The sequence below is a fragment of the Kitasatospora sp. P5_F3 genome (assembly GCF_054049135.1).
The window spans coordinates 33297-47992 of sequence record NZ_JBFUMY010000016.1; the positions used below are offsets into that span (position 1 = coordinate 33297).

A 14696-nucleotide genomic window follows, 5' to 3' on the forward strand; every position below is an offset into this window, starting at 1 on the left:
CTCCGGGCCGACGGTGCGTCCGGCCCCGGGCGGGGCCGGGCGGCGCAGCAGCCGACGGCCGAGCAGCAGCCCGGCCAGGACGGACCAGGCCACGGTGGTGTCGACCAGGACGGTGGTGACGGTCATGCGGACGAACGATAGCCCCGGCGCCGCCCCCGAGGCTTCCTTGCCCTTGACGTCCGGGTGGAAGGCGGCGAGCACGGCCAGCACGGTCTTCGGGCCCTCGGGCGGCATCACGCCGTCGGTGGTGAACATCGGCAGGGTGGCCTTGATCGCCTCGGCGTACTGTTCGGCGCCGCCCTGGGCGTAGTCGGCCGGCATCTGGGCGGCGATCTCGGCGGGGGTGTGGGTGGACATCCACTTGAGGGTCTTCACGAAGGCGTTCGCCAGCTTCTGGGCGGTGTCCTTGTTCTTCTCGACCCAGTCGGTGTTCATGTAGAGCGAGGAGGACGGGTAGAGCCCGCCGAGGGCGGCCTTGGAGCCCTCGGGGGTGCGCATGTCGTAGAGCACCGTGCCGATGTTCTTGGCGAGGATGTTGGCCACCGTGGGGTCGGTGGTCATGCCGGCGTCGATGCTGCCCTGCTGCATGGCGGCGATGAAGGTCTGCCCGGCGCCGACCGCGATCGGGCTGAACTCGCTGACCGCGACGCCGTTCTTGACGGCGAGGTACTTGGTGAGGAAGTCGGTGGAGGAGCCGATGCTGGTGACGCCGAGCTTCTTGCCCTTGAAGTCCGCGCCGGACTTGATCGTGTCGGCCTGCTTGGCGGAGACCACCTCGACCTCGCCGGGTGCCTGCGAGAACTGGACCACCGACTCGACGTTCTTGCCCTTGGCCTGCAGGTCGATGGTGTGGTCGTAGAAGCCGACCGCTCCCTGGACGTCCCCGGCGAGCAGGGCGGTGGTGGCGTTGACGCCGGCCGGTTCGCTCAGCAGCTCGACGTTGACGCCGGCCTGGGCGAAGTGGCCGAGCCGCTGGGTGAGCATCGCGGGCAGGTAGATGACCTTGTCCAGGCCACCGACCATGATCTTGACCTTGGGTCCTTCGACCTGCTGCCCGGCCTCGGCGTGGGTGGAGGAGGCGGCGTCGTTGGCACAGGCGGTGAGGGAGAGGAGCAGCGCGGCGGCGACGGCTGCGGCGGCGGTTCTGCGCATGGGGGATCTGCCTATCTCTGCGGGTGGGGTGAGGGAGCGTCAGCGGCCGTCGCCGGAGTCGGCCGGCTTCCAGCGGAAGAGCCGCTTCTCGGCGAAGGTGAGCAGGCCTTCGGTGAACAGGGCGACCACGGCGAGGATGGTCATCGCGGCGTACACACCCGCGGCGTTGAAGGTGCCCTGGGCGGCCGCGACCAGCAGGCCGAGGCCCTTGGTGGCGCCGATGTACTCGCCGACGATGGCGCCGATCAGGGCGAAGCCGAAGCTGACGTGCAGGCTGGTGAAGATCCAGGTGGTGGCGGCGGGGATGACCACCTGAAGGGTGAGCCTGCGGTTGTCGGCGCCCAGGATGCGGGCGTTGGCGATCAGGTTGCGGTCCACCTCGCGTGCCCCCTGGAAGGCGTTGAAGAAGACCGGGAAGAAGACCAGCACCACCGCGGAGGCGACCTTGGAGGCCGGGCCGAGGCCGAACCAGATCAGGAAGATCGGGGCCAGCACGATCCGCGGGATGGCGTTCAGGACCTTGATGTACGGGCCGAACACGTCAGCCAGGAAGCGGATCCGGCCGAGCGCGATGCCCAGCAGGACACCGCAGGTGACACCGATCACCCAGCCGGTGAGGGCTTCGTAGAGGGTGTAGCCGATCTGCTCGCCGAGCGATCCCTGGGCGGTGCCGTGGGTGATCCACTGCCAGATCTGGGCCCAGATCTTCGACGGCTGGGAGAAGTTGAACGGGTCGATGACCCCGCTCCGGGCGGACAGTTCCCAGAGGCCGAGGAAGGCGACCAGTACGCCCGCCCTGGCCCCGTACACGGTGAACTTCCGGTTCCGGGCGGCCCGTTCGCGGGCGGCGGTGCGGGTGACGACAGGTTCGGCGGCCGGTGCGGCGACGGCGGTCTCAAGCGGCATTGCCCGCTCCTCTCTCACGGGTGATGCGGACCTCTTCGCCCAGCGACGCCCAGATCTCGCGGTAGAGCTCGACGAAGCGCGGCTCCAGCCGGACGGCCTCCACGGTCCGCGGCCGGGGCAGGTCCACGGTGAAGATCTGCTTGACGGTGGCGGGGCCCGCCGTCATGACCACCACCCGGTCGGCGAGCGCGATCGCCTCGTCCAGGTCGTGGGTGACGAAGACGACCGAGGAGCCGGTACCGGCCCAGAGTTCGAGCAGCTGATCGGACATCAGGGCCCGGGTCTGCACGTCGAGGGCCGAGAAGGGCTCGTCCATCAGCAGGATCTTCGGGTCGTTGACGAAGGTCTGGGCGAGCGCGACGCGCTTGCGCATACCGCCGGAGAGCTGGTGCGGGTAGCGGTCCTCGAAGGCGGCCAGGCCGACCCTGGAGAGCCAGTCACGGGCCCGTTCGCGGGCCTCGGCCGCCGGGACGCCGCGGAAGCGCGGGCCCGCCATCACGTTGGAGAGCACCGTCCGCCAGGGGAAGACCGCGTCCTGCTGGAAGACGAAGCCGACCTGGCTGTTGATCCCCTCGACGTTCTCGCCGTGGACCCGCACCTCGCCCTCGGTCGGCTCCTCCAGGCCGCTGACCAGGGTCAGCGTGGTGGACTTCCCGCAGCCGGTCGGGCCGACCACCGCGACGAACTCGCCCGGGGCCACCGTCAGATCGAGGTCCCGTACGGCGGTGTGCAGGGTGCCCGAGGGGGTCCTGAACCGCTTGGTCGCACCGGTCAACTCGATCGCCGGGGCTGTGGTTGTCAGCCCGCTCATATCCACCTCCGTGGTCCCGGCGCCATCGCCGGGGTCTGTGTCTGCCCCGGAGGTTAGGAGTGGCGCGGGTCACGGCGGCACCCTTGCGGGCGTACTGCGACTTCCTGGCGTTGAGGGCTGTTCTGCTCCTTTTGCTTCCGTTACAACAGCGGAGCGGGGCTGACAGAAACACCGCGGAAACATATGGTGTCGATCCCACCCAAGCCGTCTCGAAAGGAGACCCGCGATGAGACGTCCGCACTGGCCCCGCCGGGTCTTCGCCCAGCTGCTGCTGAGCCAGACCGTGGTCACGGTCGGGGTCACCGCCGTGACGGCCGGCCTGTTCCTGGCCCCGGTGAGCCGGGAGCTGGACCACGACGCCAAGCAGCGTGCGCTGTCGATCGCCCAGTCCACGGCGGCCGACGAGGCAATCGCCCGGGCCGCGGCGGACCAGGACGCGGTGGCCGCCCAGCGCGACGCCGAGCAGATCCGGCTGGCCACCGGTGCGAGCTTCGTGGTGATCACCGACCTGGACGGCATCCGGCTCTCGCACACCGACCCGTCGAAGATCGGTTTCCGGGTCAGCACCGACCCGGAGCCCGCGCTGCGCGGGGAGAGCGTGACCGCGATCCAGCAGGGCACGCTGGGCCGGACGGCCCGGGGCAAGGTGCCGCTCCGGCTGGCGGACGGCCGGATCGTCGGCGAGGTGTCGGTCGGGATCAGCGACCTGTCGATCCGGCGGCGGCTGCTCAGCATGGTCGCGGGCATCCTGCTCTGCGCGGGCGCGGGCCTGGCGGCCGGGCTGGTGGCCACCCTGGTGCTGGCCAGGCGGCTGAAGCGGCGCACGCACAACATCGCGATCGCCGACATCTCGGCGCTGCTGGTCGAGCGGGAGGCGATGCTGCACAGCATCCGGGAGGGCATGGTCGCGCTCGACCGGCGGGGCCGGGTCCGGCTGGCCAACGACGAGGCGGTCCGGCTGCTCGCGCTGCCCGAGGACTGCACCGGGCGGGCGATCGACGAGCTGCTGCCACCCGGCCGGCTGGCCGAGGTGCTCACCGGCCGGATCGAGGGCACCGACCTGCCCGCCGTCCGGGACGACCGGGTGCTGGTGGTGAACCGGATGGCCACCGAGCACGACGGCGCCGTGATCACCCTCCGGGACCGGACCGAACTGGAGTCCCTGGTCCGGGAGTTGGACACCACCCGAAGCCTGACCGAGGCGCTCCGGGCGCAGGACCACGAGCACGCCAACCGGATGCACACGCTGCTCGGCCTGCTGGAACTCGGGCGACACGAGCAGGCCGCCGAGTTCATCTCCGAGCAGTCGGGCTCGCACGCCGCGGTCGCCGCCCGGATCGCCGAACAGGTCCAGGACCCGCACGTGGCCGCCCTGTTGGCGGGCAAGGCAGCGGTCGCGGCCGAGCGCGGCGTCCAGCTGGAGATCACCGCGGACAGCCACCTGCCGGACGCGGCGGTCGACCCGCGCGCGCTGGTCACGGTGCTCGGCAACCTGGTCGACAACGCGCTGGACGTGCTCTCCGGCGGGGTGCGCTCCGACGGGGTGGTCGCGGTCGGCCTGCGGGTCTGCGGCGACGCCCTGCTGATCGAGGTCGCCGACAGCGGCCCCGGCGTCCCGGCCGAGCTGCGGGAGCGGATCTTCGAGGAGGGCTGGACCGACAAGACCGCCCCCGCACACCGTCCGCGCGGCCTGGGTCTGGCGATGGTCCGGCGGCTGGTGGAGCGCTCCGGCGGCCAGGTGGTCGTCGATCAGGGGCCGCTCGGCGGCGCCCGGTTCAGCGTCGAACTCCCGGAAGCCCTGCACCCGGTGGTGATCGCGTGATCGACGTACTCGTGGTGGACGACGACTTCCGGGTGGCCGACGTGCACGCCGCCTACGTGGCCAAGGTGCCGGGCTTCCGGGTGACCGGCCGGGCGCACAGCGCCGGGGAGGCGCTGGCCGCACTGGAACGCACCCCCGTCGACCTGGTGCTGCTGGACCACCATCTGCCGGACGAGACCGGCCTGGTGCTGGTCCGCCGGATGCGCGAGGCCGGGATCGGCTGCGACGTGATGATGGTGACGGCCGCCCGGGACGTCTCCACCGTGCACGCCGCGATGCAGCACGGCGCCCTGCAGTACCTGGTGAAACCGTTCAGCTTCGCCGGGCTGCGCGAGAAGCTGGTCAGTTACGCGGAGCTGCGGCACGCGCTGGCCGGGCCGGCCGCCCGGGAGGCCTGCCAGGACGAGGTGGACCGGATGTACGCCACGATGCGCACCGCCGCCTCCCCGCTGGCCACCCTGCCCAAGGGCCACTCGGCGCCCACCACCGACCTGGTGCTCGGTGTCCTCCGGCAGGCCGGGCGCCCGCTCTCCGCCCAGGAGGTGGCCGACCGGACCGGGCTGAGCCGCTCCACCGCGCAGCGCTACCTCAAGCAGCTGGAACGCGACAGCCGCCTGCGGCTGAGCCTGCGCTACGGCGACACCGGCCGGCCCGAGCACCGATACGTGCTGCCTACGCAGCCCCCGCCCCGGTGAGTGAACGGACCTCCAGCTCCGCGTACTTGTCCGGGTCGGCGACCTCCCGCGAGGTGACGGTGCCGAGCCAGCCGGCCAGGAAGCCGGCCGGGATGGAGACCAGGCCCGGGTTCTCCAGTGGGAACCAGTGGAAGTCCAGGCTGGGAAAGACCGCGGTCGGCGAACCGGAGACCACCGGGGAGAACAGCACCAGCAGCACGGCGGGGACCAGCCCCCCGTACACCGCCCAGACCGCGCCCCGGGTGGTGAAACGGCGCCAGAACAGCGAGTAGAGCAGGGTCGGCAGGTTGGCCGAGGCGGCCACCGCGAAGGCCAGGCCGACCAGGAAGGCGACGTTCAGCCGCTGGGCGTACAGGCTCAAGCCGATCGCCAGCGCCCCGATCAGCACGGCCGCGATCCTGGCCACCGCGACCTCCTGACGCTCCGTCACCTGCCGTTCGTCCTCCCGGCGCCAGGCCCGGGCGAACAGGTCATGGGCGAAGGCGGCCGAGGAGGCCAGCGTCAGCCCGGCGACCACCGCCAGGATGGTGGCGAAGGCGATCGCCGAGATCAGCGCGAACAGCAGCACCCCGCCGGTGCTGCCCGCTCCCCCGCCGAGCACCTGGGCCAGCAGCGGAACCGCCGTGTTCCCGGCCGGGTTGGCGGCCCGGACGGCGGCGCTGCCGACCAGCGCGGCGGCGCCCAGACCGAGCACGATGGCCATCAGGTAGAAGCCGCCGATCAGCCCGATCGCCCACATCGTGGAGCGGCGGGCGGCCCGGGCGGTGGGCACGGTGTAGAACCGGGACAGGATGTGCGGCAGCCCTGCGGTGCCGAGCACCAGGGCAAGGCCGAGCGAGAAGAAGTCCAGCCGGCTGACCCGGCTCGTCCCGTACTTGAGGCCGGGCTGGAGGAACGCCTCGCCCGCACCGCTGCCCCGGGCGGCGGCCCGCATCAGCTCGGCCAGGTCGCCGTGGAAGCGGACCAGCACCAGCAGGGTGAGCAGCACCGAACCGGCCACCAGCAGCACGGCTTTGACGATCTGGATCCAGGTGGTGGCCTTCATCCCGCCCACCGTGACGTAGACGATCATCAGCGCGCCGACCCCGACGATCGCCCAGGTCTTCGCCGAGCTGCTACCGCTGCCGGTGCCGAGCAGCAGCGCCACCAGGCTGCCCGCGCCGACCATCTGCGCGACCAGGTAGAGCAGGGTGACCACCACGCTGGCACTGCCGACCGCCGCCCGGACCGGCCGCTGGCGCATCCGCAGCGCCAGCACGTCGGCCAGGGTGTACCGGCCCGCGTTCCTGACCAACTCGGCGACCAGCATCAGCACCACCAGCCAGGCCACCAGGAAGCCGATGCTGTACAGCACGCCGTCGTAGCCGTAGAGCGAGATCAGACCGGTGACGCCGAGGAAGGAGGCGGCCGAGAGGTAGTCGCCGGAGAGCGCCAGGCCGTTCTGCAACGGACTGAACTCCCGGCCGCCGGTGTAGAACTCCTCGGCGGCCTGCCCCCGGCGCCCGACCCACAGCGTGATGCCCAGGGTGACCAGCACGATGACGGCGAACAGGGCCACGGCCAGGCCGTGTTGGGCGCTGTTCACCGGAGCTGGTCCTGGGTGTCCCAGCGCAGCTCCAGGGCGGCGGCGTCCCGGCCGGCCCGGGCGTTCCTGGCGTAGAGCCAGGTGAGCACGAAGGTGGAGGAGAACTGCAGCAGGCCGAGCACCCAGGCCACGTTCAGCGGACCGGCCACCTGCTGTCGCATCAGGCCGGGGGCGGCGGTCTGGGCCACCAGGTAGAGCAGGTACCAGCCGAGGAAGCCGGCGGTGGCCGGGAAGACGAACCCCCGGTAGCCGCGCCGGATCTGCTGGAACGCCTCGCTCTCCTGCACCGTCCGGTACACCTCGGCCCGGCCCACGCTCTGCTGCGGTGTGATCTCCTGTTGGGCCACGGCTGCTCCACGGTCGGCATCGGCACCGGAGGGCGAGCCTCCGGTCACCTGGACCGCTCCAGCATGGAACCCTCGCGGAACCGTTCGCGGCGGCTTTGCAGATACGTTCACTCAAACAGGTGAGCCCCCGTCTGCTGACGGGGGCTCACCTGTTACCGACGGAGACTCAGGCGTCGATCCGTGAACGGTCCATGGTGGCCGCCGAGTCGACGATGAACTCCTTGCGCGGCGCCACGTCGTTGCCCATCAGCAGGTCGAAGACCCGCTCGGCCTGCTCCAGGTCACCCAGGTTGATCCGGCGCAGGGTGCGGTGGCGCGGGTCCATGGTGGTCTCGGCCAGCTGGTCTGCGTCCATCTCACCGAGGCCCTTGTACCGCTGCACCGGCTCCTTCCAGCGCATCCCCTTGCGCTGGAACTCCAGCAGGGTGGAGCGCAGTTCGGCGTCGGAGTAGGTGTAGTGGTACTTCTCCTGGCCGCGCTTGGGGCTGGTCAGCTCGGTGCGGTGCAGCGGCGGGACGGCGGCGAACACCCGGCCCTGCTCGACCATCGGCCGCATGTAGCGCTGGAACAGCGTCAGCAGCAGACAGCGGATGTGCGAACCGTCGACGTCGGCGTCGGCCATGAAGATGACCCGGCCGTAGCGGGCCTGGTCGATGTCGAAGGTCCGGCCGGAACCGGCTCCTATCACCTGGATGATCGAGGCGCACTCGGCGTTCTTGAGCATGTCGGCGACGGACGCCTTCTGCACGTTCAGGATCTTGCCGCGGATCGGCAGCAGCGCCTGGAACTCGGAGTTGCGGGCCAGCTTGGCGGTGCCGAGCGCCGAGTCGCCCTCCACGATGAAGAGTTCGCTGCGCTCGACGTCGTCGCTGCGGCAGTCGGCCAGCTTGGCCGGCAGCGAGGAGGTCTCCAGCGCGGTCTTCCGGCGCTGCGCCTCCTTGTGCTGACGGGCCGCCACCCTGGTCCTGGCGGCGGCCACCACCTTCTCCAGCACGGCCCTGGCCTGGAGCTTCTCGTCCTTCTTGGCCGAGGTGAGGAAGGCCTTCAACTCCTTGGCCACCACGGCCGCGACGATCCGGTTCGCGGCCGAGGTGCCGAGCACCTCCTTGGTCTGGCCCTCGAACTGCGGCTCGGCGAGCCGGACGGTGACCACGGCGGTCAGGCCCTCGGTCGCGTCGTCCTTGGTGATGTCGTCCTCGGCGACCCGGAGCAGCTTGCCCGACCGCAGCGCCTCGTTGACCGTCTTGGCCAGCGAACGCTCGAAGCCGGTGACGTGGGTGCCGCCCTTGGGAGTGGCGATGATGTTCACGAACGAGCGCAATGTGGTGTCGTAACCGGCGCCCCAGCGCAGCGCGATGTCCACCCCGAGCTCGCGGGTGACCTCGGTCGGGGTCATGTGACCGAGCTCGTCCAGCACCGGGACGGTCTCCTTGAAGCTGCCCTCGCCGTGCAGCCGGAGCACGTCGCAGACCGGCTTGTCGGGCGCCAGGAACTCGCAGAACTCGCTGATCCCGCCGTCGAAACGGAAGGTGTCCTGCTGGACCTTCTCGCTCTCCGTCAGACGTTCGTCACGCACGATGATGGTGAGGCCGGGGACCAGGAAGGCGGTCTGCCTGGCCCGGGCGTGCAGGTGCTCCAGCGAGAGCTTGGCCTCCTTGAGGAAGATCTGCCGGTCGGCCCAGTAGCGGACCCTGGTTCCGGTCTTCCCCTTCGCGACCTTGCCCTTCCTGGCCATCCCGCTGCCCGCCTCGAAGGGGGCGTCCGGGCTGAGTTCGGTGAAGATGCCCGGGGTGCCGCGCCGGAAGCTGATCGCGTGGACGTGCCCGCTCCGGTCCACCTCGACGTCCAGCCGCGCGGAGAGCGCGTTGACCACCGAGGCGCCGACACCGTGCAGACCGCCGGAGGCGGCGTACGAGCCACCGCCGAACTTGCCGCCGGCGTGCAGCTTGGTCATCACGACCTCGACCCCGGAGAGCCCGGTCTTCGGCTCCACGTCGACCGGGATGCCACGGCCGTTGTCCTTGACCTCGACCGAGCCGTCCTCGTAGAGGATCACCTCGATCCGGTCGCAGTGACCGCCGAGCGCCTCGTCCACCGCGTTGTCGATGATCTCCCAGACGCAGTGCATCAGACCACGGCTGTCGGTGGAACCGATGTACATGCCGGGGCGCTTGCGAACCGCCTCCAGCCCCTCCAGGACGAGCAGGTGCCGAGCGGTGTAGTTGGAGCCGTCGTCTCCGGCCAGCAGGGCGGACGACGCGTTCGGATCGGCGCTCACTCGGTGTGCACTCCTCAATGACGTTCTGACTCGTCTGACTTCGGCCCGGTGCTTCCCGGCCGGACCCCACAGTGTTCCCAATGCCTGAGACACATCGGAGACGGCCTGCGCAGCTTGTACGCGCTGCGCGAACAAGACCTCGGCCGGATCCGGCGGCGCCGGAGCGCCATCTCCTCCTGCCACCACGGGTCCTGAAGGACCGTCGCCCAATGAGCAGGCGGTGGAGCAGGCGATATGCAGGCTACCCGGTGTCGGGGACGGGGCTTATGCTCCAACCCAGCAGAGGATTATGCTACGCGGACCTCGACACCCGACCGATCGGGAGTTCGAGCCAAATGGCGAGTCCTGGGATTCGGCAGGCATGAACCGCCGGCGCCCTGGGCACGTCCTCAGCAACAACACAGCAGAATCCTCAGAGAAGAAAAGCCACGAGCGGGAACGTTTTCGGCCTGGTTGGATGTTGACCCTGGTACGACAGCTCGTCGAGCTAGAGAAGAGGCGACGTGACTACTGTTCTGACCCCTGCGAGCCCGCTCACCGCGGCTGACCGCTGCGACCGCTGCGGCGCCCAGGCCTACCTGCGCGTCGTACTCGCGAGCGGCGGAGAGCTGCTCTTCTGCGCCCACCACGGGCGGAAGTTCGAGCCCGAGCTCAAGAAGATCGCGGTCGAGATACACAACGAGAGCGGCCGCCTCACGGAGCCGAGCACCAACGCCTCGGAGGACGAACGCTGAGTTCGCCGCTCGCACAGGCGAGCGCGCAGAGCTGACCGACGGAGCCGGTCGGCCGCCCCACCCGGGGCGAGCCGTCCGGCTCCGTCGCATGTCCGACACCCTGTCACCTGACGGTATGTCGGAGCGTGCCCGTCAGAGCACGGAGCGTACTGCGTCGGAGACCGCCGCCACCCTGGTGTAGACCCCGGGGTACCTGGCGTCCGCGCAGCCGGTGCCCCAGGAGACCAGCCCGACCAGCCTGCCGTGCACCACCAGCGGGCCGCCGCTGTCGCCCTGGCAGGCGTCCTTGCCGCCCTTCTCCTCGCCGGCGCAGACCATCACGTGCGCGTCGTAGGCGCCGACGTCACCGTGCGAGTACGCCCGGCCACAGGTCTCGTCCGAGACCACCGGCACCTCCACCGCGCGCAGCCGCTGTGAGTAACTGCCGTTGCCCTTGGTGTCACCCCAGCCGTAGACCGTCGCCGGGGTGCCCGGCGCGTACGGCTCGTTGTCGCCCTGCCCGAGCAGCTCGATCACCGGGCGACTGCCCTGCGACTCGGCCAGCGTGAGCACCGCCACATCGTTCAGGTTCCGGGAGAAGTCGTACTGCGGGTGCACCCAGATCTCACGCACCTCGACCTCGCGGCCGGCCCGGCCGCCCAGGTCGTCCCGCCCGATCACCGCCCGCAGGCCGGGCCGCTTCACCTGCTGCCCCGAGGACTCGTCGAAGAAGCAGTGCGCGGCGGTGACCACCTTGGTCGGCGAGATCAGCGCGGCACCGCAGAACTGGCCGGAGCGGGCGTTGCCGAACTGCTGACGGCTCGCCAGCGCCACCATCCAGGGCAGCTGCTGGGTGCTGACCTCCTGGCCGCCGACGATCCTGCGCTGCGCCTGGGCCGGCGTGGCCGCACCGAGCGCGAGTAGCGAGGTCGGCAACGTGGCGAGCAACGCCAGGGCGACCCCCCGGCGGTGGCGCCGGGCGGTCGGCGGGGTCGGGCGGGCGTCCAGGATGGGCGGCACCGGATTCTCCAAGCTGGGTCGGCGGCAGCAACCGCCACAGCGTAGTTGAGTGATCACGCACCGTGCGGTTGGCCACGCCGTGAGCACTCGGACGGGGGACCCGGCGGGGCCCCGGCTGACGAACGACCCGCCCCGGACAGCCCGAMGGGCCCGGAGCGGGTGTGCTCCGGGCCCTTCGGGGTTGCGCTGGATCGGTCGAGATCAGTCCAGGTAGTCGCGCAGCACCTGCGAGCGCGACGGGTGACGCAGCTTCGACATGGTCTTGGACTCGATCTGGCGGATCCGCTCGCGGGTCACGCCGTAGACCTTGCCGATCTCGTCCAGGGTCTTCGGCTGACCGTCCGTCAGGCCGAAGCGCATCGAGACCACGCCCGCCTCACGCTCGCTGAGCGTGTCGAGGACGGAGTGCAGCTGCTCCTGGAGCAGCGTGAAGGAGACCGCGTCGGCCGGGACGACCGCCTCGGAGTCCTCGATCAGGTCACCGAACTCGCTGTCGCCGTCCTCACCGAGGGGGGTGTGCAGGGAGATCGGCTCGCGGCCGTACTTCTGGACCTCGATGACCTTCTCGGGGGTCATGTCGAGTTCCTTGGCCAGCTCCTCCGGGGTGGGCTCACGGCCCAGGTCCTGGAGCATCTGGCGCTGCACGCGGGCCAGCTTGTTGATGACCTCGACCATGTGCACCGGGATACGGATGGTGCGGGCCTGGTCGGCCATCGCGCGGGTGATGGCCTGCCGGATCCACCAGGTCGCGTAGGTCGAGAACTTGTAGCCCTTGGTGTAGTCGAACTTCTCGACCGCACGGATCAGACCGAGGTTGCCCTCCTGGATCAGGTCCAGGAAGAGCATGCCGCGGCCGGTGTAGCGCTTGGCCAGCGAGACCACCAGGCGGAGGTTGGCCTCCAGCAGGTGGTTCTTGGCCCGGCGGCCGTCCTCGGCGATGATCTCCAGCTCGCGCTTGAGCTTGGGGGCGAGCTTGTCGGCCGCGGACAGCTTGTCCTCGGCGAACAGGCCGGCCTCGATCCGCTTGGCGAGCTCGACCTCCTGCTCGGCGTTGAGCAGCGGGACCTTGCCGATCTGCTTCAGGTAGTCCTTGACCGGGTCGGCGGTGGCACCGGCGACCGCGACCTGCTGAGCGGGCGCGTCGTCCTCGTCGTCGTCGGAGAGCACGAAGCCCTTCGACTCCTCCTCGGGCTCCGCCTCGGCGTCGGCCTTGTCGGCGGGCAGCGCGTCGTCCTCGAGCTCTTCCTCGGAGCCGGACTCGTCGCTGCCGGACTTGGCGGTGGTCTTCTTGGCGGCGGTCTTCTTCGCCGGGGCGGCCTTCTTCGCCACGGCCTTCTTGGCGGGCGCGGCCGCCTTCTTGGCGGTGACGACCTTGACCTCGCCGGTCACGGCGTCCGTCTCCAGGCTCTCCACCACCCGGACCTCGGCCACGACCGGGGCCGCGACGGGGTTCGCGGACGGCGCGATCCGCACCGGCGGCTTGGTGGGCGCGGACGGGCGGGTGGTGACCGCCTTGGCCGCCGTGCGCTTGGCAGTGCTCTTGGCCGCGACGCTCTTGCGCTTGGCGACAGTGGGCTCCGCCGCGCTGACCATGAGGTCCACACCCTCCTCAATCAGAACCTGATTGAGGCTGCGCATGACGTTCTTCCACTTGGTGACCGGGATCTGGTCCGCCTCGAAAGCCTGACGCACGTCGTCACCGGCGATCTGCCCCTGGGCCTTGCCCCGCTCGATGAGCGCCAGCAGAGCCGCGGACTCGGCGATCTCGGGGGGGAGCGAACGGGATGTGCTGGCCGACACGAACAACCTCTCGGACGATGAGACAAACTCGACACCAGTACCTGCCGCCGAGCCGACAGGAGCGGCCACGCGCGATCCGCGCGGGCCCGGTTCCGACCGGCTCGGGCTTGAGGACTGGGGTGTGCAGGACGGCAGCGGCGCCGCAGACCAACACAGCATTCTGACACGGTGGCGGTATTCCGGAGTTGCTTCCGCTCCGTACACATCGCCGCTGCTCCTCAAGTGTTACGCATGGCCTTGGTGGCGCCGGTCACACCGACGGGCCCCGGACCGTCCCGATCACGGCCGAAAGACGGCCATGGCCCTTCAGCCGCAGGTGAAGACGGCTGAAGGGCCATTGGGTACCGACGCGTATCCGTACTCGGATCGTTGCCTTTCGGGCTGGTGATCGACGCTTCGTTCGACCGCCCGGGCGGTGTTCGACCTGGCAGGGCGCCCGGATCAGGGCTCACGGCCAGGTTGGCGGTCAGTGCTTGCGGTCAGTGCTCGCGGGGGGCCGGGACGGAGTGCTCGACCTCGGGGTGCACGGTGAGCAGGGCACGGACGGCGGCGTCGGCGGCGGTGCCGTCGCCGGTGCCGAGCGCGTCGACCAGGCGGATGTGCAGGCTGACCGCCGCGTCGGACGGACGCTCGCAGGAGGTGGCCGGACCACCGGAGACCTGGAGCGAGCAGGAGACGATGGTGGAGAGGTGCTCCAGCATCCGGTTCCCGGCCATCTGCAGGATCAGCGCGTGCAGTTCGAGGTCGGCCCGGCCGTAGCCGACCAGGTCGCCCTGGGTGGCGGCGAGGCCCATCAGCTCGGCCAGCTCGGCCAGCCGCTGCTGGACGTCCTCCCGGCCGTGGCCGGCCGCCAGCCGGGCGGCCAGCGGCTCGATCGCCCAGCGGAGCTCGAACAGCTCGCGGCGCTGCTCGTCGCGCTGCGGGCCGAAGGCGCGCCACTCGATGATGTCGGGGTCGAGCAGGTTCCAGTCGCTGACCGGACGGACCCGGGTGCCGACGTTCGGCCGGGCGCTGACCAGGCCCTTGGCCTCCAGGACCCGGAGGGATTCGCGGACGACGGTGCGGGAGACCTCGAACCGCTGGCCGATCTCCTCCGGCACCAGCGGGCGGTCGGCGCCCAGGTCGCCGGAGACGATCATCTGACCGAGCTGCTGGACCAGCTGGCCGTGCAGGCCGCGGCCCCGGCTGCTGGTGGTCTTCCGGCCGATCCGCAGCTCGGACTCGGCACCCTCCCAGCGGGGGGCGGGCGGGGTGGGCCGTTCGGCGTAGGAGAAGCGGTCCAGCTCGGCGGGACCGACTGCGTCGGACGGGCGAGCCGTGTTCATGGTGGGGTGCGCAAGGGTACTCACAGCTCCTTTGTCGGCGATCGGCGGGCCCGGCTTGAGAATTCTCGTGAAAAGCACACGAAAGGGTGATCGCCCGTGACCGGATAATTGACTTCTTATCAGCCAGAAGCCACCATTTCGCCCCAGGGTCGACAACCTTGGTGACAGGACGTCACCTGGCTTGTGGCACAGGCGGATCCACGCGCACGGAGTCAGTGCCAGAGGCGCGTGCGTGTGTGGCG

General features: G+C 70.5%; 11 protein-coding genes and 1 pseudogene. 3 read left to right on the plus strand and 9 right to left on the minus strand.

From position 1 onward, the window contains the following. Window positions 1-162 precede the first annotated feature (162 nt). The 3 genes and pseudogenes from ACXJMZ_RS13420 to ACXJMZ_RS13430 form a co-directional block, all read right to left on the minus strand. Window positions 163-1152, minus strand: a pseudogene (locus ACXJMZ_RS13420) (ABC transporter substrate-binding protein); the annotation flags it as partial. A gap of 39 nt (window positions 1153-1191) precedes the next feature. Continuing rightward, window positions 1192-2058, minus strand: a complete 867-nt coding sequence (locus ACXJMZ_RS13425) for an ABC transporter permease (protein ID WP_457030244.1) — start codon at window positions 2056-2058, stop codon at window positions 1192-1194. Then, complete coding sequence (locus tag ACXJMZ_RS13430) at window positions 2048-2869, minus strand: ABC transporter ATP-binding protein (protein WP_457030245.1); 822 nt, start codon at window positions 2867-2869, stop codon at window positions 2048-2050. The genes ACXJMZ_RS13425 and ACXJMZ_RS13430 overlap by 11 nt, the downstream gene beginning before the upstream one ends. 226 nt (window positions 2870-3095) lie before the next feature. Here ACXJMZ_RS13430 and ACXJMZ_RS13435 point away from each other — a divergent pair, with 226 nt between their 5' ends. Beyond that, window positions 3096-4691, plus strand: coding sequence for an ATP-binding protein (locus ACXJMZ_RS13435; RefSeq protein WP_457030246.1), 1596 nt, complete (start codon window positions 3096-3098; stop codon window positions 4689-4691). Further along, a complete protein-coding gene (locus ACXJMZ_RS13440; RefSeq protein WP_457030247.1) occupies window positions 4688-5386 on the plus strand; it encodes a response regulator in 699 nt (232 codons plus the stop codon). The genes ACXJMZ_RS13435 and ACXJMZ_RS13440 overlap by 4 nt, the downstream gene beginning before the upstream one ends. Here ACXJMZ_RS13440 and ACXJMZ_RS13445 read toward each other — a convergent pair. The 3 genes from ACXJMZ_RS13445 to ACXJMZ_RS13455 form a co-directional block, all read right to left on the minus strand. Beyond that, complete coding sequence (locus tag ACXJMZ_RS13445; protein WP_457030248.1) at window positions 5364-6971, minus strand: solute symporter family protein; 1608 nt, start codon at window positions 6969-6971, stop codon at window positions 5364-5366. The two genes, ACXJMZ_RS13440 and ACXJMZ_RS13445, sit on opposite strands and share 23 nt — an antisense overlap. Further along, window positions 6968-7318 (minus strand): DUF485 domain-containing protein, encoded by a 351-nt coding sequence (locus ACXJMZ_RS13450; protein WP_457030249.1) that lies wholly within the window; start codon window positions 7316-7318, stop codon window positions 6968-6970. Before ACXJMZ_RS13450 ends, ACXJMZ_RS13445 begins: the two co-directional genes overlap by 4 nt. Before the next feature lie 166 nt (window positions 7319-7484). Next, window positions 7485-9596, minus strand: a complete 2112-nt coding sequence (locus ACXJMZ_RS13455; protein WP_457030250.1) for a DNA gyrase/topoisomerase IV subunit B — start codon at window positions 9594-9596, stop codon at window positions 7485-7487. 503 nt (window positions 9597-10099) lie between these two features. Between ACXJMZ_RS13455 and ACXJMZ_RS13460 the strand changes: the two genes are divergently transcribed. After that, window positions 10100-10330, plus strand: coding sequence for a DUF7455 domain-containing protein (locus ACXJMZ_RS13460; protein WP_057229341.1), 231 nt, complete (start codon window positions 10100-10102; stop codon window positions 10328-10330). 132 nt (window positions 10331-10462) lie between these two features. On the opposite strand, the gene ACXJMZ_RS13465 is transcribed toward ACXJMZ_RS13460, so the two are convergent. The 3 genes from ACXJMZ_RS13465 to ACXJMZ_RS13475 form a co-directional block, all read right to left on the minus strand. Beyond that, window positions 10463-11329 carry a S1 family peptidase gene (locus ACXJMZ_RS13465; RefSeq protein ID WP_457030251.1) on the minus strand — a complete coding sequence of 289 codons (867 nt, stop codon included), beginning with the start codon at window positions 11327-11329 and terminating at the stop codon, window positions 10463-10465. Window positions 11330-11530: 201 nt separating this feature from the next. Next, the gene (locus ACXJMZ_RS13470; protein ID WP_457030252.1) at window positions 11531-13129 is read right to left on the minus strand and encodes an RNA polymerase sigma factor; all 1599 of its coding nucleotides are present in this window, start codon (window positions 13127-13129) and stop codon (window positions 11531-11533) included. A 479-nt stretch (window positions 13130-13608) separates the two neighbouring features. Beyond that, window positions 13609-14532: a FadR/GntR family transcriptional regulator gene (locus tag ACXJMZ_RS13475; protein WP_457030253.1), complete on the minus strand. Its 924-nt coding sequence runs from the start codon at window positions 14530-14532 to the stop codon at window positions 13609-13611. Between the last annotated feature and the right edge of the window lie 164 nt (window positions 14533-14696).